Consider the following 19,952-nt stretch of genomic DNA (forward strand, 5'->3'; position numbering starts at 1 on the left):
GTTCTCAACCAATTTATGCTTATTTTTGAAAAAAGGCTCAGATTATAAAATCCAAGCCTTGACTTTTTAACTTACACACTTTGTGGGAGAGTGTCACGTTTATTGTAAGGCGGGCTTTCTTCGTCTCCGCTCAGAATTATAGCCCATCCCTATTGATGTTGATATCCAGATGCATAATAGTTGCTTAACAACAACATCTTTTATCTTTTATCTTTTATCTTTTATCTTTTATCTTTTATCTTTTATCTTTTATCTTTTATCTTTTATCTTTTATCTTTTATCTTTTATCTTTTATCTTTTATTAATTAACTTCGTAAAAGAAATTATTTATCAACCATCATCTATAATTTTATGAAAGTAATTATCCACGGCGGTTTTTTCTCTGAAAGCGATCAAAGCCATGAAGTAAAAACAGCAAAACAGGAGTCATTAAAACAAATTGCTCAAAAGGCATTCGATTATCTTAAGACCCATTCGGCTTTTGATACTGTTGCTTATGCTGTTTCCTTGCTGGAAGATGATCCGTTATACAATGCCGGAACAGGTTCTCAAATCCAGAGTGATGGCGTTATCCGTATGAGTGCTGCCATTATGAACGGAAATACCCAGAAGCTAAGCGGCGTAATTAACATTGAGAATGTACAAAACCCGATTTTTGTTGCTAAAGATCTTATAGGTGAAGATGACAGAGTCTTAGGGGGAAATGGTGCTAAAATCTATGCTACGGAAAATGGTTTTGAAAATTTTTCTACAGAAATTCCCCAGAGAAGAAAAGAATATGAAGCTAAATTAGCCAACGGAGGTAAAGGAACTGTAGGCTGTGTTGCAATTGATCATGAAGGAAAACTGGCTGCTGCCACATCTACCGGAGGTAAAGGCTTCGAGATTCCCGGAAGAATTTCAGATTCTGCCACAGTGGCCGGAAATTATGCCAATGCTTTCTGTGCGGTAAGTTGTACCGGGGTTGGTGAAGATATTGTCAGCAATGCTACGGCTGCAAAAATTGTAACAAGAGTTACGGATGGAATGAGCCTTCAGCAGGCTTTCGATAAAACATTTGAGGAGCTTAAAACCATTGATGGGTTTGCAGGCGCCATCGCCATTGATAAAGATGGAAATGTACATCATCAGGATTCGTATCCTACTATGGTTTTCGCCAGTTTTGATGGTGAAAAACTTGAAGTCTTTTCCTAAATTTAACATTTATTTATAAGTCCATTTATTTTTTTGGCACGTATTTTACATTATTCATAATAACAAATTTTAATATTAATACTTAAAAAAATAGAAATCATGGGAAACAAGACAAAAGGCTTATTAGCTTTACTAGGATTAGGTGCATTAGCTTACTGGAAATATAAGAATTCAAGCCCTGAAGATCAACAAGCGGTAAAAGATAAGATCAATACAGCTAAAGATAATCTTAACAAATGGGGAAATGACCTTAAGAGCAAAGCCAATGATGTTGCTTCCCAGGTTCAGAATAAAGTGGACGAAGCAAAAACAAAGGCTGAGGACTCCCTGAGCTAACCAACACAGAGCAGTTTTTTTTAACATTCATATATAGGAAAAAGTCATCGTAATAGTAATTACGATGACTTTTTATTAGGATTAAAATAAATCTTATATTTTCTCTGCAATCAAAGCGAACACCAACGGTATTTTATTTCCGAACTGTGGAATTCTCCATTTTCCTTTTTCAAATTCATCTACATGTCTGAAGCACGGATAAGGTGACCAGTCAAATTCCTGAAAAGTCTCCAGTTTCAAACCTTTTTTCATTAAATTGTCAAGCACTTCTGCTAAGGAGTGGTTCCACATGACATACTCCTGTACAATAGGGGCAGACTGATCTGCATACGTTCCTTCATAGGTTTCAACAATCGGTTTTTCATTGAAGTAATTATATGCAACTTTTGTAAAGTCATCATCAAACATCCAGACGACAGGATGAAACTCTGCCATAATAAACTGCCCTCCCGGCTTCAGAAAATGATTGATAATTTCCGCCCATTTCTCAAGATCAGGAAGCCAGCCAATGGTACCGTAACTTGTATAAACGATGTCAAACTTATGATCCAGAACATTGGGCAGCTCATATACATCTGAACAGATAAATTCTGTGTCTGTACCGCATTTTTGTGCAAGTTCTCTGGCGGTATCAATCGCTTTATCAGAAAGGTCAATTCCGGTCACTTTTGCTCCCATTCTTGACAGGGAAATAGAATCCTGTCCGAAATGACACTGCAAATGCAGAATACTTTTTCCTTTTATATCTCCAAGAAGCTCCAGCTCTATGGAGTTCAGCGAAGTTCTGTCTTTTAAGAACTCATCTACAAAGTAAAAATCCGATTTCAGATGAGGTTCTACTTTGGCATTCCATGATTTTTTATTAATTTCTAAGTAATTTTCCATTGCTTTAGTTTAAAAATGGGAGTTCCACCCATCAAGTAATTTCATTATTCAACACAATGATTACAATTTCTCCATTAATTTCTTTTTTTGATCCAGAAATTCTTCCTCACTTAGAACTCCGGATTCCTTTAATCTTCCCAATTGTTCCAGCTGATCTAAAATACTAGGTTCGGATTTACTCTGAAAATGTTGTTCCGGACGGGACATGAAATCTCTTACTTTTTCACAGAACAGTTCAGCATGGTACTTTCCTACTCCATCAATTTCTACCACGTCATCAGTCACCTGAATATCTATGGAAGCTAATAAAAATTCTGTTTCATATTGTATGGAGCTTATTTTGCTGTAAGAAAAGTCTTCTACTTTCAATCCGTACATGAACTCCTTATCCACAAAAATCAGTCTTCTGTCTGTGGCTACCAGGATGATATGATGGTTGTTCAGTTTATTTCTGCCTTCTACGAGATAGACAATTCTTTCGTCCGGTGAAAGGATATCCGGTAATTCACGAATTTCTTTCCGGGCAAATATGGTAGGGCTGATATCCAGTTTTTTAAGCTCTTCTCTTATTTCGTCAAGTCTTGATTTTTCACTCATAGCGTTAGTTTTTGGGTCTAAATTACTCTTTATAAGTAATTAAATTTAATTCAATAAAAATATTAGTCTTCTGATGGTATTACAATGGAAGTATGCAAACAGTATAGCTTCCAGCCTAAGGTTTCATACAACAGCTTTCCTTCTTCCGTTGCCACTAAAATATTCTTGTAAAAACCTTTGGATAAAGCGATCTTCTCCAGTTCTTTCAATAAAAAACGGGCAAGCCCTTTCCTTTGATGACTTTTTTCGGTAATAATCCTGTCATACACAGCAACATCATCTATAAGAGAGATACGTCCTATAGAAGCCTGGTCACCATTCTCCGCCACAATCGTGATAACAAGGGTTGTATTGTACTCAGAAAATTCCAGATGGTATCCTTCTGCAAGACTTGTGTCCGGAAAATTCATCGGATGAAAACACGTCATCATATATCCCTGTGGCTGCAGTTTCCATCTTTCAGGAATTTGATCTGTAATTTGATCAGGGGGAACAGATGCTTTCAGATAAATCCAAGGCTCGGTAATTGAATTGGCAAGCTGAAAAAAATCGTCATTAAGCTCAGGAAATACAAAACGTTCTTTTTGTTTTTCATCTCCTACATTGACATGAAATCCTGATTTATATGAAACGGGAAAAGGTACTTCTCTTGATAAGCACCAGCCTTTAAGCCAGCTTTCTACTATTTTTGCAGATACTTTATCTTTCATGATTGGGTATAAAATTTTTATGGTAATTGCTCCAGCAGCTTCTTCTTTTGTTCTGCAAATTCGGCATCGGTTAAAATTCCGTTTTCCCTCAGCTTACCAAGTTTTTCAAGCTGATTCAAAATATCGTCTGATGAGACTGCAATACTTTTTCCTGCTTTACCCATTTGTTTTGGAGATTGATCCTTAGAATTATTATAAATGGTTTTTATTGTATCATAGAACTTCTCTGCATCTTCCTTATCCATATAGCATTCAAACTCAACTATTCTTTCATCCAGATGCAGTTTAATAATCGGAGATCTCGGATGGGTTACAAAGCTCACCGACTGTATGTTTTCATTAGGGTAAATATTGATCTTTGCGACACCAAACATTCCTTTTGATACAGAAATCATCCTTTTGGGCGTTGCTACCAATACTCCGGCATCCAATGTATTGACAAACTGAGCGTCAGTAATCGCTGTAATCTGTTCATCTTCTGAAATCAGATAAGGAAGCTCTTTGATTTCTCCTTTGGTAAACATGGACAGATTAGCATGAAGCATTTCCAGTTCGTTCTTTATTTTCTGATGTCTTCGCTTATAAACCTCTTTTGAGATTTGATGAGAATCATAGAGTATCGCTGCAGGAAGATTCTGCTCTCTAGTCATCACAGCCTGCACGTCTTCAGCTTTTTCTGCACTCAGCATTTTATTGATATCCTTAATGCTGAATTTATTAAGATTGTAAAGCAATTCTTCATTAATATCGCTCACTTTATTCAAACATTTGTTGCATAAAACATTACCATCCGAAAGCGAATTCGCTCCCAGAAGCGTATCCATAGATGTTAATTCTGTATTACACAACGCACAATTATTAGTCATTCCTTTTTTATTCAAAAGTATTTAAATTCTCAACATCCATCAAAAAAAAACAACCACAAAAGTAATTTTGCAGTTGTTCTGTTTTTATATAATTAAAAATTATTCTCCTAAAAATTCTTCTAAAGAAACCGTTTTCTGTACTCCCGCTTCAAGATCTTTAAAAGTAACCGTATTATTTTTAATTTCTTCTTCACCCAGGAAAACCAGATTCTTTATGCCTTTCTTTTCTGCATACGTAAACTGCTTGTTGATCTTTGCATTTTCAGGGTATAGTTCTGCAGAAATCCCTTTAGCTCTTAGCTTCATGATCAGCTTTAATGCATCCGTGATTCCTTCACCTCCAAAGTTAGCAAACAGATATTCTATTTTGGCTGATGCTTCTTCCGGGAAAAGGTTGAGTTCTTCCATGACCAGATAAATTCTGTCTAATCCGAATGAGATTCCTATTCCTGGAATATTTTTAACGCCAAAAACTTCAGTAAGATTATCGTATCTACCGCCACCTCCGATGGATCCCATAGCAACTTCATCCGCTTTCACTTCGAAAATAGCCCCCGTATAATAATCCAGACCTCTTGCCAGGGTAATATTGAAGACCAGGTTTTGAATATCCACACCAAGGTTCAAAGATTGGGTAAGAACAAATTCCAGCTCTTCTACCCCTTTTAGTCCGATTTCGTTCCCTGCAAATTTTTCTTTTAACTGAAGAAGATTTTCCAATGCATCATCCGACTGGCTGAACAGGAAATCCAGCTTATCAATAGATTCCTGAGAAATTTCTCTTTCCAAAAGTTCTTTTACAACTCCATCTTTTCCAATTTTATCCAGTTTATCAAGAGCAACAGTGAAATCAATCAGTTTATCTGTGATTCCTGCATATTCTGCCAATCCGGACAGAATCTTTCTGTTATTCATATGAATGGTTACAGGAACTTTAAGATCTGCAAAAGATTTCAGATACAACTGAACCAGCTCCACTTCCTGTAATAAACTCTCACTTCCTACTACATCGGCATCACACTGATAAAATTCTCTGAATCTTCCTTTCTGAGGTCTGTCTGCTCTCCAAACCGGCTGGATCTGAGAACGTTTGAACGGGAACGTCAGTTTACCATGATTCATCGCTACGAATCTTGCAAAAGGTACGGTAAGGTCATAACGAAGAGCTTTATCTGTAAGACTCTCTGCACTGAATGGTTTTTCCAATGCTTTTTGAAAGTCATGAAGCATCTGAGTTTTTTTCTCTTCTTTCGCTTCGTTGATGCTTGAATTTAAAATTTTAAAAATCAAGCGGTCACCTTCTTCTCCGTATTTTCCTGTCAACGTAGAAAGATTTTCAAAACTAGGTGTTTCCAAAGGCTGAAACCCGAATAATTCAAAATTATTCTGTAAAATATTGATGATATATTTTCTTCTGGAAACTTCCTGTGCCGTAAAATCTCTCGTCCCTTTTGCTAAACTTGGCTTCATTTGTTGTATGTCATTTTGATAAATGCAAAAGTAAGGAATTGAAAGGAATTTTACACAGTATAAAAAGCTGAAGAAAGTGTTTCCCCCAGCTTTTCCTTTACTATTATCAATTATTCCAAAAAATCATACGCTTTCAAGAATCTCAAGAATCTCTTCACCGTAATTTTCAATCTTATGCTTTCCGAACCCTTTGATTTCAAGCAATTCTTCCTTCTTAGCAGGCTTGTACTTGGCTACAGATATCAGTTCTTTGTTGCTCGCGATGAAGTAAGTGGGCAGGTTCTGTTCTCTGGCTTTTTCCGATCTCCAGAATTTGAGAGCATCCAGAATTTTTTCTTCATCGGTATTCAAAAGATCAGTATCTGCAGAGTATTTTACTGCCTTTGGTTCTTTTACTGTACTTTTTGTGGGCTTTAATTCTTCAAAATACAATATAACAGACCAATAACGTTCTTCGTTCACAAAAGCTGTTTCTACTTTCATAATCTCATTGGCGTCCAGGAAATCATCCAGCATTTTCTGATCTTTGTAGAGAAATTCTTCCGGAAGCCTGATTTTAAAAACTTTTACTTTCATCATTTGTGTTTTTAGAATTATTTACCTCCTAGTAACAGGATTTCATCTACACGAATTTCCGTGATATATCGCTTCACCCCATCCTTATCATCATAAGATCTGTAGGTAAGTTTTCCTTCAACAGCTATTTCTTTTCCTTTGGTAACATACTTTTCAAAGATTTCTGCTGTTTTCCCAAAGGCAATCAGATTGTGCCATTGTGTTTCTTCTACTTTTTCTCCTTTCGCATTCGTGTAATGATCGCTGGTAGCTAAAGATACACTTGCTTTTACGTTTCCATTGTCGAAGTTTACCATTTCAACTTCTTTACCTGTGTAACCAATTAATGTTACTTTGTTTCTTAGTGACATAACTTTTAGATTTTAAAGATTAATAAATTCAGATAAGAGACGTTCACTGTTTTTCTCAAATCTCTGTTGCAAAGATTGCGATGTTCCGGTAAGACAGTCGGTTATAAACTATTTAAATCCGTTTGTAGTCGTTTGTAAACGGATAGGAAACTAAATAGAATTCTTTATAAAACACTATTTATCAAGTTTAAAAAGCAATAATCTTCACTTTTAAAGTAAAAATTAAACAATGAAAAGCCTTATCCCAAAATAAAATTCTTCTTTAAAAAACATTGAAAAATAGATGTATGACAAGGATTTTTTTTCTTTTTAATTTAATTTTTTTTTGCAAATTTGTAAAAATGTCTGATATGCAAAAAGAAAAACTCCGTACAGTAAGAAAGATGAAAGGTTTCACTCAACAGCAAATGGCTGAAGTGATCCCTACCGACGTCTCCAACTATAGCAGAAAAGAAAACGGTACTGTATCTATAACACAGACAGAGTGGAACAAACTTGCCCAGTTTTTAGAGGTTCCTATCGAAGAGATTTACGAAGAAGAGGAAGCTAAAATTGTTATTGAAAATCCTGTTTTTAACGACAGTCCGGGCGCAAATGTTGGCAATAGTGGTTTTTCAGCTAACAATATGGGACAAATTACAAATGAATTAAGCATAGAAATCATCAAGACGATGCAGGAATATATAGGTCTGCTGAAAGAAGAAATCAACAGATTGAAAAAGTAACAATACAAATATTAATTACGAATAGGGGCTATCGCTAAAAAAATAAATTTATATTTTTCAGCGATAGTTTTTTTTAACAATATCAACCACAAATTTTTAATTTTTCTTTTTTACAGTAAACAAATTAAAAAAGCGCTCAACAAAATTGTTGAGCGCCTCCTACTTAATCATGCAACTAAAAATAAAAATTGAAACTTATATTTTTTCACATTCAATAATGCTTTTTGCATCTGTTCCGATGTGAATAATCTGAGTAAAGTGTAATCCTGCTTTTTCAATAAGCATTTTAAACTCACTTAAAGTTCTTTCTTTTCCCGTAAGGCTAGCCAGCATAACAATGTCCAGAAGTTTGGCGATATGGGGCTTATTTAAAGAATCGTCCGGGATAACTGCGTCTATAATTAATAGTTTTGCTCCTTTAGGCATTGCATCATAGCAGTTTTTAAGAATTTGTACACATTTATCATCATTCCAGTCATGCAGGATCCATTTCATGGTATATAAATCTGCACCTTGCGGTACTTCATCAAAAAAGCTTCCTATTGCTGTAGAACACCTTTCATTAAGATTTTCAGGAATCATTGTGATCGTTTTTTCAATAACATTGGCTTCATCAAAAATAATCCCGGAGCTTTGCGGAGCATTTTTCAGAATAGTATGGATCATAACCCCATTGCCTCCTCCTATATCAACAATTTTTTTATAAGGTTTAAAATCATAGTTCTCTATAATTCCTTTCAGCTCCATACCGGACATTCCCGTCATTCCCTTTCCAAAGTTTTCACCTGTTTCAGGAAATTCTTTATAAAATCCCCAAAGATCTTTCCCATGAATGTGTTCAAAAGGAACTTTTCCTGTCTGAACGGCATATGTTAGTTCTCCATAGCACGGGAAATGTTCATTCATAATGGTCAGAACAAAATTTTTTGCTGTTCCGGGAACATCGGTTTGCAGGGCAGCTCCGAAATCATTCAAAGCAAACGTTTTGTTTTCTAATTCTTCAAAGATTCCTGCACCACACAACGCTCTCATTACCCGGTACAGTTGGGCTTCATGCGATTGTGTTTCTTCTGCAAGGAAAGAAATAGTTTGAGGACCAGAGGTCAGTAAATCTGCAATATTGAGCTCAGCAGCTGTTTTTACACATCCGGCCAGCCATAAAACACCCAGCATTTCAAACATTTTAAAAGTAAACTCTGGCTTAATGAGTTGTTTTCCCATAGCAAATATTGATTAATTTAATATCGTTAAATATTGAGCCTGAAAACAAGAACAAACTGATGAGTTTGTTCTTGTCTGACATGTGTCAAATTTGAAATTAAGCTTTAAATAATGAGATTAGTCTTTTGCCTGAGAAATCCTTGTTACACTGCTGATTGTAGCATCCAATGCGGTATCAGATTTTATTTTAATAAGATATCCGCTGCCTATAGATAAAGGATCGGCAACACTCACCAGGTAAAAAACAAGATCTCCGGAGGTTACCCCATTGGGTGCAACAGCGGTTTGATCTATGGAGAATGTTGAAGGCGGAACGGGATTGGAAAGGTTTACCGTTACAAAGGCTACTGAACCATTATTTTTATTGGCATAGCTTACAATAACCCTCCACATATGAACCTGTCCGGCAATAGGGTTTTCTAAAAATCGTCCCGTTGCCGGATCATATATATCTCCGGGTACGGGGTTGATAATATTTTCCGGCCATGTGGTTGTAGGAGATGATGCAAAGTCTGTCACAATATTCATTGGAGTTTGATAGACTACGTTTTGGTACGTCATTAAAGGAACTCCTCCGGAAGCTCTGAATGCAAATGTGGGTTTTACTCCTGCCCCGCTATTGAGCTTAACAACTCCTTCATTAGCGGTTGTTAATGTCAGGGAAGAAATTACGGTACTCCACTGGGTTCCATTATAATACCTTAAGGTTTTATTGGTGGTATCGTAGATAATCATTCCTGCTGTGGGTGTTGTCACATTGGCCGGAGGATTGGCATTTCTGGAAAGTATGACTGCAGAATTTGCAGAAGTAACATCCAGAACTCCTTGTGGAGATGTCGTGTTAATCCCTACCTGTCCAAAAATAAGCGAAGAGCATAAAATGCTGAGTAATAAATTGGATTTTTTCATGGTTTGTTTTTTTGATGCATTAAAATTACAAAAAACCACAATACAGTGAAATAAAAATTCAAATTATTCATTGAAAATAAGACTGTTATACATAATAATAAACATTTATTTATAAAAAATTCATTTAAAACACCGATAAATTCTAAGTTTTTCAAAATAGAGTGAATTACATAAAAGATATACTCTTTCCAAAAAAATAGCTTTAGTGAATATATTCTTTACCCTGGACTCAACTATCCAACACAGGTACAGCAACTACAATATTTCAACTCTTAAAAAATAATAATCCTGCAGGCGAGTTTATCTCACCATCTTTTTTCAACCCAGCGGTTATCCATTTGCAAACGGATAATTCTGTATCTTTGTGAAAATTCTTCTATGAAAAGGAATATCAATATTTTTGAATTCCCTCTGAATTTGGGACTTACAAAAAAGGAGCATGAGACAGAACCAGGAGTACGAAAACTTCCGGACTGGCTCAGAAAATTTGGTTTTCATAGCAGAATTGATCCTGCCAACGTTTTCAGATTGGAAGCTCCGGAATATTCTATTGATTTTGACAGAGAATCAAAGGTCAGAAATGCAGATCAGATTATTGAATATGCTAAAAAACAGGCTGACTGTATTTTCCACCATTACCAAAAGAACACATTCAATATTATTCTTGGAGGTGACTGCAGTATTCTCATAGGAAATGCCATCGCCCTGAAAAAACTGGGAAATTTTGGCCTTTTTTATCTTGATGGCCATACAGACTTTATTCCTCCTGAACTTTCTGAAACCGGAGGTGCAGCAGGAATGGATCTCGCCATCATTACCGGTACCGGACACCAAAAACTGACTGATATTAATGGTTTAAAACCTTATTTCGCTGAAGAAAACATCTTTTGCTGCGGAAATGCAGAAACTGATGATAAGGAATATGTTGATCAGATTATCAATTCCAGTATTCATTATTTTGACCTTTATCAGCTAAGAGAAAATGGTTTCAGAAGAACAGCAGATGACTTTCTGAAAATGGTTGAAGAAAAAAGGCTGGATGGATTTTTCATTCATTTTGACGTAGATATTCTGAAAGATGAGATTATGCCTGCCGTAGACAGCAGAATGGAGGATGGAATCAGTTATGATGATCTCAGGGAAATGCTGGAACCCTTGATCGGAAATTCCCTGTGCTTTGGAATAGAGATTACCATTTTAGATCCCGATTATGATAAAAATGGAACATACACCCATCCGTTTGTAGACAATTTAATTCAAATTATAAAAAATAAAGAAGAGTAAATGAAGAAGACATTCAAAAGAACATTCAGGGTTTCAAAATATGTGATCTATAAAGAGACACTTGTAGATTACAAGGAACATTTCTGGTCATTTTTGGGCGCATTTTTTGGAATCGGGATTATTGCCTTTATCCAGTCCCATTCACTGGCAGAAACTGAGAATATATTCCTGATCGGTTCTTTTGGGGCATCGAGTGTTCTTATTTATGGAGCTATTCAGAGTCCTCTGGCCCAACCCCGGAATCTTATAGGCGGACATGTGCTGTCGGCATTGGTAGGGGTAACTGTATATCAGTTTGTTCCGGATATCATCTGGCTTTCGGCACCTTTGGCAGTAGCATTTTCCATTGTATTGATGCAGTATACGAAAACATTACATCCACCAGGTGGCGCTACAGCGCTGATCGCGGTAAGTTCTACAGGAAAAATTCCTGAATTGGGATATTGGTATGTTCTCTCCCCTGTTCTATCCGGATGCATTATTCTTTTGATTGTTGCTCTGTTTTTTAATAATATTACACCCAACAGAAGTTATCCTGCTCACAGCATGTTCAAAAAGCTGTTGAAAAAAAGACACCACCATCACTTAAAATAAAGATTATGAATTGTCTGGAATGCGGCGAGAAAATCATCGGAAGGTCTGATAAAAAATTCTGCAACGATGCCTGCCGGAACGCCTATAATAATAAGCAGAATAAAGATTCTAACAATCTGATGCGGAATGTTAATAACAAACTCCGTAAAAACTACCGCATTCTGATGGAAATCAATACCGATGGTAAAACAAAAGTCCCCAGATCCAGACTGGATGGCTTGGGTTTTGATTTCGATTATTTTACCAACCTGAAAGTTTATAAAAATGGTTCTGAATACAAGTTCATTTATGATTACGGTTATAAACTTCTGGAAGATGATTTTGTACTGATAGTAAAAAATCAGGCATAAACCCACCCACTACAAATATAGTATTATGAAAGAAGTTGTCCTGATCACCGGCGCCAGCGGCATGATCGCTAAAGAACTGGCAAAAAAAATAGGGAGCGAATACGAGATCAGATTTCTGACCCGGAAAAAAAAACATGATTATGAGTATGAATGGGACATCAAAAAAGGAAGTATAGATGAAACAGCCTTTGACAATGTTTCACACATCATTCACCTGGCAGGTGCCAATATTTCAGAAAAGCGGTGGACCCCGGAAAGAAAAAGAGAATTGATTTCCAGCCGTGTAGATTCCGCAGAATTGCTTCGAACCACTTTAAGAAAAAATAAAATCAAGCTTACTTCTTTTATTTCAGCTTCAGGAATAAATTTTTACGGTACAAAAACCTCAGAAAATATTTACACAGAAAACGATCCTCCGGGTAATGATTTTCTAAGTGAAGTGGTGATTTTATGGGAAAGAGCTGCTGATGATTTCAAGGAACAGGATCTGGCAGAAAGGGTTGTCAAAATAAGAACTGCCGTAGTTCTTTCTGAAAAAGACGGAGCTTTAAAGAAAATGATCCCTCCTATTCAGTACTATATCGGTTCTCCACTGGGAAGCGGCCAACAATATATGCCATGGATTCATATTGAGGATATCTGTTCTATTTATGAATTTGCATTAAAAAATCCAACAATGGATGGTGCTTATAATGCTGTTTCTCCACAACATGCCACCAATAAAGATCTGACAAAAAAAATTGCCAAAGTACTTGGAAGACCTTTATTGATGCCCAATATTCCCGGATTTGTTCTGAAACTGCTATTCGGAGAACTGGCAAATGCTATTCTGGAAGGTTCCAGAGCTTCTTCAAAGAAACTTCAGGATACAGGTTTCCATTTTAAATTTCCTGATCTGGAGGAAGCTTTAAAGGATTTATTAAAAAAGTAATTTCAAGAAAACATTTATTATAACACAACAATATTCTAATGAAAAACCCGAATATAACCTTATTAAACACGGAAATCCTTTCAGATAACTGGTATACTTTAAACAAAGTTACCTACTCTGTTTTAAAAAAGGACGGAACTACAGAAACCCAGAGCAGAGAAGCTTATGACCGCGGAAACGGAGCCGTAATCCTTCTTTACAATAAAGTCTCCAACACCGTTATTCTCACCAGACAATTCAGATTACCGACCTATATCAACGGAAATTCTACAGGCATGCTCATAGAAGCCTGTGCCGGACTTCTGGATAATGATAATCCTGAAGACTGTATCAAAAGAGAAACCGAAGAAGAAACCGGATATAAAATTTCCAAGGTTGAAAAGGTTTTTGAAGCCTATATGTCGCCCGGATCTGTGACGGAAATTCTTTATTTCTTTATTGCAGAATATTCTCATGAAATGAAAATCAATGATGGAGGCGGACTGGAAGAAGAAGGGGAAAATATAGAAGTTCTTGAATTATCTTTTGAAGAAAGCCTGAAAATGATTGACACAGGAGAAATCAAAGATGCAAAAACCATCATGCTTCTGCAGCATCTGAGGATCAAAGGAATCTTGTAAAATAGAATATGAGTGATGATTGATTAATGATGATTGATTAATGATGATTGATACAAAAAAACGTCTATTTGAATAAAAGCAATAAATTAACTCCGGTAGTTTATACGATATGAAGTCTTTGGGAATACAGATAATTAAAGCTGGCGCTTTATTTTTAGTCCTTCTTTTCAGCATCCTGATGCTGAAAGTAATTTCCCAATATACTTCTTTGGATCAAAATACCGGATTTCTGGCTTTCAAACAAGAAGTAGTCGGAAATCCATACTGGATGACTTTTTTCTACATTCATATTTTTTCAATAACACTTTGTCTGCTCGCTGGCTTGACACAGTTTTCGAACCGGTTTTTAGCGGAAAACAGAAACCTTCACAAGCTTATCGGGAAAATATATGTGTACAATATTCTGATCATCAATGTTCCCGCGTGTTTTGTACTGGGACTTTTTTCAAATGGAGGGCTTATCGGAATTACAGGTTTTCTGGTACAGGACGTACTTTGGGCTTATTTCACTTTTGCTGCCGTATTTTCTATCAAAAAAGGAAATGTGAACAGACACAGAATGTATATGGTCTTCAGCTATGCCGTCACCACTACAGCGATTACTTTCAGAATTGTTAAAAATCTGTTTTATAACGAAGCTTATCATGACTACGGGCTTTTTTATGGTCTGAATGTCTGGGCTTCCCTTTTTATCAACCTTTTCCTTGCTTATTTAATTCTTAGAAAAAACTCCTGGTTAACGGGAGAAATCAAGGGTAGAAAAGAAAATATACAGACTGAGAAACGACACCAGAAAAAATGAAGCAATAAATATGAAGGTGTTAAAAATAAGTTCATATTTGCTTTGCCTGGTCCATTTACCGAAAAAACGCATGATGAGGTAAGAAATGCCTCCAAAAACAGCGATAATAAAAAGAAGAAAAAAATAATAGATCATGGTTTTGTGTTAATTGATGTAAATCTATTATTTTAAATTTAGAAAAACAACCAAACTGGAGAACTGATCCCAACTAACTTTATTTGAGACAAAATTCATAATTCCAGCAAGGTTAAAATTATAAACGGATCTGTAGGAAAAATCTAATCCTTTTTATTTTCGTAACCGGATTACAGTCTTATTGGAGTAAGCAATTATCATTAACAAAAACACCTCTGTATCAGTTTATAACCGTCTATTTTTCAGAATTTAAAACACCTGAATTCTGAAAATACAAAAACGCAAGTATAAAATCCATATAAAATTTGCAAAATCAATTGAGAAAATCTATTTAATCCTTTATATTTTGAATTTAAAGCTTTAATTTTGCACTGAAATTCAGAAAATTCGGATTCTTTCAACAGGTTATGTACATGAAAAAAATGATGATCGGGCTTGCTTTGGCCTTATCCATTACTATTTGGGGGCAAAAAACTCCTGCAAAAGCAAACAGTCTGACCCCTTACAGCTATCAGACCTTTAACTGTGACAATAAAGGGTATTTTGACCCGGCTAAATATAAAAAAGAAGAAATAGACGGCGTCAATAAACTTTTGTATCAGTTCAATGGGGTTGTATTTGATACCCAGCCTGTTTTTAAAATTGCCCAGCTTGAAGAAATCCGTAAAAACAGAGAAACCTATTTACAGGAACTGGAAAAGCAGTATGAAGAAAAGAAAAAAGAATTGTACAGCCTTAAAGTAATTGATCTTCCGAAATGGAAAAAATTAATGGAAGAAACCATTGATTCTTTTGAAAATGAATACCAGCTTAATAAAGAAGAAATCCTTGCCTATTCTGATCCTACCACATTGAGAAACAGTAAATATTACAATACCTGTAGAGAACAGATTGACGCCATCTCCTCTCCCGACAGAGAAAAGATGTTTGCCGCATGGCGAGCGTATACTGAACTTAAAAGCAAAAATAATGCTGACCCAAAAGGTGTAATGGCAAGATTTGAGGCCAAAATGAATGATCCTCAAAAAGAAGATTATGCTTTAATCGATATGATTGGTTTAGGTTTTCATAACTGTGCCAACAGCAGTTTCAGACAAAAGCGTGATAATGAAGAGAGTTCTTACAAGGATTTTGATAAGATTTTCACCAAGCTGAAAAGAACTTGTGATGAACCTTAGGATTGATGTAAAACCTGAAAGATTAAATATAGCGGCACTCATATTGGGCGCTGTTTTTTATGTATTCCCACATTGAATAAAATTATGATCAGAGTTTAATCGGCTGTGAAAGTTAACAATACAGATTCTACAGCAGTTAATCATCCTGATTTAATGCTTTAAAAACAACTAAATAAATTAATAATGAATAAGTTATGGTTTATCAGATTTAAATCCGTAATTTTGCACCCCGAAAATAAGGATTAGAGATATGAAAAAAATTGGTGAGCACAGAACACTTCTTGGAGTCGATAAAAACGTTACTTTAAAAGAATTAAAGACGATTTACAGAAATGTGATGAAAGATACCCATCCTGATAAATTCATTAATGATGAAGCAGGAAAGCAGGAAGCTGAAGAAAAAAGCAAATCTGTGATTGAAGCCTACCACTTTTTGGTAAGTATCAATCCGGAAACGCAGGAAAAATATAAGGAAGAATATACTGAAACCATTACAAAATCCAATATTCAGGATTTTTATTTGGAGAAATCAATTTTAACGGTTCAGCATCTGAACGGGAATATGTATGAATATATGGGCGTTCCAAAAAACACGTATATCAAAATGATCAATGCTGATTCACCAAGCCGTTTTGCAAGAAGACATATCTACGGAAACTTCGTTTACAGAAAGTCCGGAGAGGCTATGGCAGATTAATCTTTTCCTATTATAATATACAAAGCTTCCAGTTTTGCTGGGAGTTTTTTTTGTTGCCAAAACATGGCTTTATGTTTTGGCTAAAGCCGAATAATGAACGTTATAGAATTAAGCATGCTTCCTTCATCTGAGCTCAGGAGTAAGGCCGCTCCTATTGAATGAGCCAAAAGTTAACAGTCTACGTTTGTCATTCTGAACGAAATGAAATGAAGTGAAGAATCTCATAGGAAAGACTACAAAACGAGATTCTTCCTTCGTCAGAATGACATTTACCAACAAAAAAAGCCGTATCAAGATGACACGGCTTTCGGTTAATTAAAGGTTTAATTTATTTATCCAAATGCTTCGGAGTAAATCCGTCTTCATTCAGTTCTCTGTGTACGTAATCAGCTTTCATTTCAGCTTCGTAGTCTACTTTCTTATGTTGTCCCATTCTTCTTAAAAGAGAGTCAAATAATGAATATACTACCGGTACAATGATCAGGGTAAGGAATAGTGACGATGTCAGACCACCGATTACTACCCATGCAAGACCTTTGTTCATCTCTGCTCCGGCACCTGTTGCCAATGCGATCGGTAACATACCGAAGATCATCGCAATGGTGGTCATCAGGATCGGACGAAGACGTGCGTGGTTCGCCTGTACCAGGGCATCATGAGTATTGGCACCAGCTGCTTTTCTTGCATTCGTAAAGTCAACGATAAGGATCGCATTCTTCGCTACCAGACCAATCAACATAATCATACCCAACATGGTGAAAATGTTCAGCGAGTTGGCTGTTAAGGCAAGGATAACCATTACCCCGATCATCGCCAACGGGATTGAGAACAATACCACGAAAGGATATACGAAACTGTCATATAGTGAAACCATTACCAGGTATACCAATACGATAGCGGCCAATAATGCAATTCCTAACGTACCGAAACCTTCCTGCTGGTTCTCCATATCTCCACTCCAGATATAATCTACACCTACAGGTTTTTTATCGCTGTTCATGAACTGGTTTGCCCATTCATTCGCTACGTCCCCTACCGGTCTACCAACAGCTTTCGCTCTTACTTTTACAGAAGGAGATTTATCTCTACGTTCAAGCAAACTCGGTCCTGAACCCATTTCCACATTAGCAAACTGACTTAAACGAACCTGCTGCCCCTGAGGGTTTGTAAACATAAGGTTTTTAACGTCATCAATAGATTGTCTGTTCACATCACCGAAACGGATATTAATATCATATTCATATTCTCCCGCTCTGAATTTTCCGTCTGTATTTCCGTTGAATGCGGTCTGCATCGTCTGTCCTACACTTGAAAGATTCAGGCCTAAAGCTGCCATTTTATCTCTGTCGATACTTACCTGAACTTCAGGGCTACCTGTATCGGTTGATAATTCGGCGTCTACTGCTCCAGGAACTTTTTTCAATAGCTCAAGGATTCTTGTTGCTTCTTTCACTGCTGTAGCGTTATCCGGTCCTGTTACTACCATTTCAATAGGAGCATTTTCCGCACCCATGATACCGATTGGAGCCGTTTTAAACTCAACTCCTGTAAATTTCTCTTCCAGCTGTCTTTTTATTTTTGCAGCTTTAATGTTGGTACTTTCAGAACGTTCAGACTTATCAGTTAAGTTCACCTGAACCTCAGATTGGTAAGTAGTTGCCTGAGCACCACCAAAACCAGTAGACTGTTGTCCGACTGTTGTGATAAGATCTACAACATCTTTATCATTTCTTAAGAATTTCTCAACTTCTAACGTTAACTGGTTTGTCTTCTCAACGGTTGCATCTTTTGACAATTCCATTTGTACCAGGAACTGGCCACGGTCGATTGGTGGGAAGAACTCTCCTCCGATAAACCCGAATGCTACCAGCATGAATGAACTGATTAAAACAATGAATGTGATTACCACTGTTGAAATTCTTCTTAACGTCGTTTTCAGACACCATTCAAGGATTCCTGTGATCCAGTGTGTAAACTTGTCTATTAATCCTTCAAACCAAAGAATGAATTTCTCGAACCAGTTTTTCCCTGTTAAATGTTCCAGTTTACCGAATCTTGATGATAACCAAGGAATAATGGTAAATGAAGCCAATAATGATAACAAGGTGGCAATAACTACCGTGACGCAGAACTGGGCAAGGATGTTGGCTACAAGACCTGAACTCATCGCGATCGGTAAGAATACCACTACAATTACCAGGGTAATTGCCGCAACAGTAAATCCGATTTCTGAAGCTCCATCATACGCTGCTCTGATCTTACTTTTACCCATCTCCATGTGACGGTAAATGTTTTCCAGTACTACAATCGCGTCATCCACCAGGATCCCTACCACAAGTGAAAGTCCAAGTAAACTCATTAAGTTCAAAGTATATCCCATCAGGTTCATTCCGATGAACGCTGCCACCAATGAAGCCGGGATAGAAACCATTACGATGAATGCGTTTCTGATACTGTGAAGGAATAGTAACATTACAATTGCCACGAGGATAATCGCTAAGAATAAGTCGAAAATAACGTGGTTGGCAGATTCAAGAGTAAATTCTGTTGTATCGTTTACGATTTTCACTTTTACTCCCTGAACTTTATAGGCTTCTTCTACTGTTTTAATGGTCTTTTGAACACTTTCAGATACTGCTACCGCATTGGCATCAGATTGTTTCTTAACCTGCATCAAAATCGTAGGAAACTGATTGAATCTCGCTACTTTTTCAACATCTTTCTGAGAGTCGAAAACTGTTGCAATATCAGATAAACGTACCTGAGCTCCATTTTTATTGGAAACAACAAGGTTGTTCATTTCCTCTGTAGATTTATACTTTCCTGAAAGTCTGATCGTAGATTTTGTAGTTCTCGTTTTCAAACTTCCTGTAGGGAAATCTAAGTTTGATGAAAGAATGGCCTGTTGCACGTCTCCGATTGAAAGTCCGTACCCCTGTAATTTTTTCTCATCAAGATTTACCTGAATTTCTCTTTCCTGTCCACCTACAAGGTCCACCTGAGCTACCCCATTTACACGGGAGAAAATAGGTTCAATCTTTTTATCCAATAAGTCATAAAGGTCCTTACTGTTCAGTTTATCCGATGAAATACTCATCGTGATAATCGGTAAATCATCTAAGGAGAATTTATTCAGAGACGGCGCCTTCACATCTTCCGGAAGGTCTGCCAGAATCGCATTTACTTTTCTCTGCGCATCATTCAAAGCGTAGTCTACATCGGCTCCATCGTTCAGCTGAACCATGATTACGGATAAGCTTTCGTATGAAGAAGATTCTACTTTTTTAACGTTTTCCAAAGAACCTACGGCATCTTCAATCTTTCGGGTCACGGAGGTTTCCACCTCTGCAGGCGAAGCTCCAGGATAGACCGTAGAAATGGTTACCATGTTGGTTTCAAACTTTGGAATCAATTCGTATCCCATGAGTGTATAACTCAGGATACCTCCCAACGTGAGAATTGTAAACAATACAATTACCAGCGAGGGTCTTTTGATCGATATTTCTGCTAACTTCATAGATC

At 36.6% G+C, this 19,952-nt stretch carries 21 protein-coding genes; 11 read left to right on the forward strand and 10 right to left on the reverse strand.

Annotated elements, in window-relative coordinates; all coding sequences use genetic code 11:
* The first annotated feature begins 351 nt into the window (after window positions 1-351).
* Complete coding sequence (locus tag DEU40_RS16885) at window positions 352-1,194, forward strand: isoaspartyl peptidase/L-asparaginase (RefSeq protein WP_110010930.1); 843 nt, start codon at window positions 352-354, stop codon at window positions 1,192-1,194.
* Window positions 1,195-1,293: 99 nt separating this feature from the next.
* A complete protein-coding gene (locus tag DEU40_RS16890; RefSeq protein WP_110010931.1) occupies window positions 1,294-1,530 on the forward strand; it encodes a YtxH domain-containing protein in 237 nt (78 codons plus the stop codon).
* Between the two features lie 93 nt (window positions 1,531-1,623).
* Here the strand turns inward: DEU40_RS16890 and DEU40_RS16895 are convergent, their stop codons facing one another.
* The 7 genes from DEU40_RS16895 to DEU40_RS16925 form a co-directional block, all read right to left on the reverse strand.
* Window positions 1,624-2,415: a class I SAM-dependent methyltransferase gene (locus DEU40_RS16895; RefSeq protein WP_110010932.1), complete on the reverse strand. Its 792-nt coding sequence runs from the start codon at window positions 2,413-2,415 to the stop codon at window positions 1,624-1,626.
* Between the two features lie 60 nt (window positions 2,416-2,475).
* Window positions 2,476-3,012, reverse strand: a complete 537-nt coding sequence (locus tag DEU40_RS16900) for a PH domain-containing protein (protein WP_110011008.1) — start codon at window positions 3,010-3,012, stop codon at window positions 2,476-2,478.
* Between the two features lie 62 nt (window positions 3,013-3,074).
* Entirely contained in the window at window positions 3,075-3,722 is a 648-nt protein-coding gene (locus DEU40_RS16905) for a GNAT family N-acetyltransferase (protein ID WP_110010933.1), read from the reverse strand.
* A 17-nt stretch (window positions 3,723-3,739) separates the two neighbouring features.
* Window positions 3,740-4,588 (reverse strand): PH domain-containing protein, encoded by an 849-nt coding sequence (locus DEU40_RS16910; RefSeq protein ID WP_110010934.1) that lies wholly within the window; start codon window positions 4,586-4,588, stop codon window positions 3,740-3,742.
* 99 nt (window positions 4,589-4,687) lie between these two features.
* Entirely contained in the window at window positions 4,688-6,058 is a 1,371-nt protein-coding gene (hisS, locus tag DEU40_RS16915; RefSeq protein WP_110010935.1) for a histidine--tRNA ligase, read from the reverse strand.
* A 123-nt stretch (window positions 6,059-6,181) separates the two neighbouring features.
* Window positions 6,182-6,637, reverse strand: a complete 456-nt coding sequence (locus DEU40_RS16920) for an HRDC domain-containing protein (RefSeq protein ID WP_228406545.1) — start codon at window positions 6,635-6,637, stop codon at window positions 6,182-6,184.
* A 14-nt stretch (window positions 6,638-6,651) separates the two neighbouring features.
* Window positions 6,652-6,984 (reverse strand): single-stranded DNA-binding protein, encoded by a 333-nt coding sequence (locus tag DEU40_RS16925; protein WP_062675086.1) that lies wholly within the window; start codon window positions 6,982-6,984, stop codon window positions 6,652-6,654.
* 350 nt (window positions 6,985-7,334) lie between these two features.
* Here DEU40_RS16925 and DEU40_RS16930 point away from each other — a divergent pair, with 350 nt between their 5' ends.
* Window positions 7,335-7,709, forward strand: coding sequence for a helix-turn-helix domain-containing protein (locus DEU40_RS16930; protein ID WP_228406546.1), 375 nt, complete (start codon window positions 7,335-7,337; stop codon window positions 7,707-7,709).
* 195 nt (window positions 7,710-7,904) lie between these two features.
* Here the strand turns inward: DEU40_RS16930 and DEU40_RS16935 are convergent, their stop codons facing one another.
* Both DEU40_RS16935 and DEU40_RS16940 read right to left on the reverse strand, forming a co-directional pair.
* Complete coding sequence (locus DEU40_RS16935) at window positions 7,905-8,930, reverse strand: methyltransferase (protein ID WP_110010938.1); 1,026 nt, start codon at window positions 8,928-8,930, stop codon at window positions 7,905-7,907.
* Between the two features lie 117 nt (window positions 8,931-9,047).
* The gene (locus tag DEU40_RS16940; RefSeq protein ID WP_110010939.1) at window positions 9,048-9,839 is read right to left on the reverse strand and encodes a hypothetical protein; all 792 of its coding nucleotides are present in this window, start codon (window positions 9,837-9,839) and stop codon (window positions 9,048-9,050) included.
* A gap of 378 nt (window positions 9,840-10,217) precedes the next feature.
* Here DEU40_RS16940 and DEU40_RS16945 point away from each other — a divergent pair, with 378 nt between their 5' ends.
* The 8 genes from DEU40_RS16945 to DEU40_RS16980 all read left to right on the forward strand — a co-directional run bounded on the left by DEU40_RS16945 (window position 10,218) and on the right by DEU40_RS16980 (window position 16,430).
* A complete protein-coding gene (locus tag DEU40_RS16945; RefSeq protein WP_110010940.1) occupies window positions 10,218-11,123 on the forward strand; it encodes an arginase family protein in 906 nt (301 codons plus the stop codon).
* Window positions 11,124-11,717, forward strand: coding sequence for an HPP family protein (locus DEU40_RS16950; protein ID WP_110010941.1), 594 nt, complete (start codon window positions 11,124-11,126; stop codon window positions 11,715-11,717).
* A 5-nt stretch (window positions 11,718-11,722) separates the two neighbouring features.
* Window positions 11,723-12,067 carry a hypothetical protein gene (locus DEU40_RS16955; protein WP_110010942.1) on the forward strand — a complete coding sequence of 115 codons (345 nt, stop codon included), beginning with the start codon at window positions 11,723-11,725 and terminating at the stop codon, window positions 12,065-12,067.
* Window positions 12,068-12,092: 25 nt separating this feature from the next.
* The gene (locus DEU40_RS16960) at window positions 12,093-12,998 is read left to right on the forward strand and encodes a TIGR01777 family oxidoreductase (RefSeq protein WP_110010943.1); all 906 of its coding nucleotides are present in this window, start codon (window positions 12,093-12,095) and stop codon (window positions 12,996-12,998) included.
* 38 nt (window positions 12,999-13,036) lie between these two features.
* Entirely contained in the window at window positions 13,037-13,618 is a 582-nt protein-coding gene (nudK, locus tag DEU40_RS16965) for a GDP-mannose pyrophosphatase NudK (RefSeq protein ID WP_110010944.1), read from the forward strand.
* Between the two features lie 118 nt (window positions 13,619-13,736).
* Complete coding sequence (locus DEU40_RS16970; protein WP_181397992.1) at window positions 13,737-14,420, forward strand: DUF2306 domain-containing protein; 684 nt, start codon at window positions 13,737-13,739, stop codon at window positions 14,418-14,420.
* 548 nt (window positions 14,421-14,968) lie between these two features.
* Window positions 14,969-15,733, forward strand: a complete 765-nt coding sequence (locus tag DEU40_RS16975) for a hypothetical protein (RefSeq protein ID WP_110010946.1) — start codon at window positions 14,969-14,971, stop codon at window positions 15,731-15,733.
* Between the two features lie 250 nt (window positions 15,734-15,983).
* Entirely contained in the window at window positions 15,984-16,430 is a 447-nt protein-coding gene (locus DEU40_RS16980; RefSeq protein WP_089692357.1) for a KTSC domain-containing protein, read from the forward strand.
* Window positions 16,431-16,758: 328 nt separating this feature from the next.
* Here the strand turns inward: DEU40_RS16980 and DEU40_RS16985 are convergent, their stop codons facing one another.
* Entirely contained in the window at window positions 16,759-19,947 is a 3,189-nt protein-coding gene (locus DEU40_RS16985) for an efflux RND transporter permease subunit (RefSeq protein ID WP_110010947.1), read from the reverse strand.
* Window positions 19,948-19,952: the final 5 nt, after the last annotated feature.

The sequence above is a fragment of the Chryseobacterium sp. AG844 genome, assembly GCF_003182335.1.
Taxonomy (GTDB): domain Bacteria; phylum Bacteroidota; class Bacteroidia; order Flavobacteriales; family Weeksellaceae; genus Chryseobacterium; species Chryseobacterium cupriresistens.

Bases quoted from the DNA above. Each gene is read 5' to 3' on its own strand.
- DEU40_RS16975 (WP_110010946.1), top strand. From the start codon at position 14,969: ATGAAAAAAATGATGATCGGGCTTGCTTTGGCCTTATCCATTACTATT.
- DEU40_RS16905 (WP_110010933.1), bottom strand. From the start codon at position 3,722: ATGAAAGATAAAGTATCTGCAAAAATAGTAGAAAGCTGGCTTAAAGGC.
- DEU40_RS16980 (WP_089692357.1), top strand. From the start codon at position 15,984: ATGAAAAAAATTGGTGAGCACAGAACACTTCTTGGAGTCGATAAAAAC.
- DEU40_RS16885 (WP_110010930.1), top strand. From the start codon at position 352: ATGAAAGTAATTATCCACGGCGGTTTTTTCTCTGAAAGCGATCAAAGC.
- DEU40_RS16940 (WP_110010939.1), bottom strand. From the start codon at position 9,839: ATGAAAAAATCCAATTTATTACTCAGCATTTTATGCTCTTCGCTTATT.
- nudK (WP_110010944.1), top strand. From the start codon at position 13,037: ATGAAAAACCCGAATATAACCTTATTAAACACGGAAATCCTTTCAGAT.
- DEU40_RS16950 (WP_110010941.1), top strand. From the start codon at position 11,124: ATGAAGAAGACATTCAAAAGAACATTCAGGGTTTCAAAATATGTGATC.
- DEU40_RS16945 (WP_110010940.1), top strand. From the start codon at position 10,218: ATGAAAAGGAATATCAATATTTTTGAATTCCCTCTGAATTTGGGACTT.
- DEU40_RS16925 (WP_062675086.1), bottom strand. From the start codon at position 6,984: ATGTCACTAAGAAACAAAGTAACATTAATTGGTTACACAGGTAAAGAA.
- DEU40_RS16895 (WP_110010932.1), bottom strand. From the start codon at position 2,415: ATGGAAAATTACTTAGAAATTAATAAAAAATCATGGAATGCCAAAGTA.
- DEU40_RS16890 (WP_110010931.1), top strand. From the start codon at position 1,294: ATGGGAAACAAGACAAAAGGCTTATTAGCTTTACTAGGATTAGGTGCA.
- DEU40_RS16985 (WP_110010947.1), bottom strand. From the start codon at position 19,947: ATGAAGTTAGCAGAAATATCGATCAAAAGACCCTCGCTGGTAATTGTA.
- DEU40_RS16910 (WP_110010934.1), bottom strand. From the start codon at position 4,588: ATGACTAATAATTGTGCGTTGTGTAATACAGAATTAACATCTATGGAT.
- DEU40_RS16960 (WP_110010943.1), top strand. From the start codon at position 12,093: ATGAAAGAAGTTGTCCTGATCACCGGCGCCAGCGGCATGATCGCTAAA.
- hisS (WP_110010935.1), bottom strand. From the start codon at position 6,058: ATGAAGCCAAGTTTAGCAAAAGGGACGAGAGATTTTACGGCACAGGAA.
- DEU40_RS16930 (WP_228406546.1), top strand. From the start codon at position 7,335: ATGCAAAAAGAAAAACTCCGTACAGTAAGAAAGATGAAAGGTTTCACT.
- DEU40_RS16900 (WP_110011008.1), bottom strand. From the start codon at position 3,012: ATGAGTGAAAAATCAAGACTTGACGAAATAAGAGAAGAGCTTAAAAAA.
- DEU40_RS16935 (WP_110010938.1), bottom strand. From the start codon at position 8,930: ATGGGAAAACAACTCATTAAGCCAGAGTTTACTTTTAAAATGTTTGAA.
- DEU40_RS16920 (WP_228406545.1), bottom strand. From the start codon at position 6,637: ATGATGAAAGTAAAAGTTTTTAAAATCAGGCTTCCGGAAGAATTTCTC.
- DEU40_RS16955 (WP_110010942.1), top strand. From the start codon at position 11,723: ATGAATTGTCTGGAATGCGGCGAGAAAATCATCGGAAGGTCTGATAAA.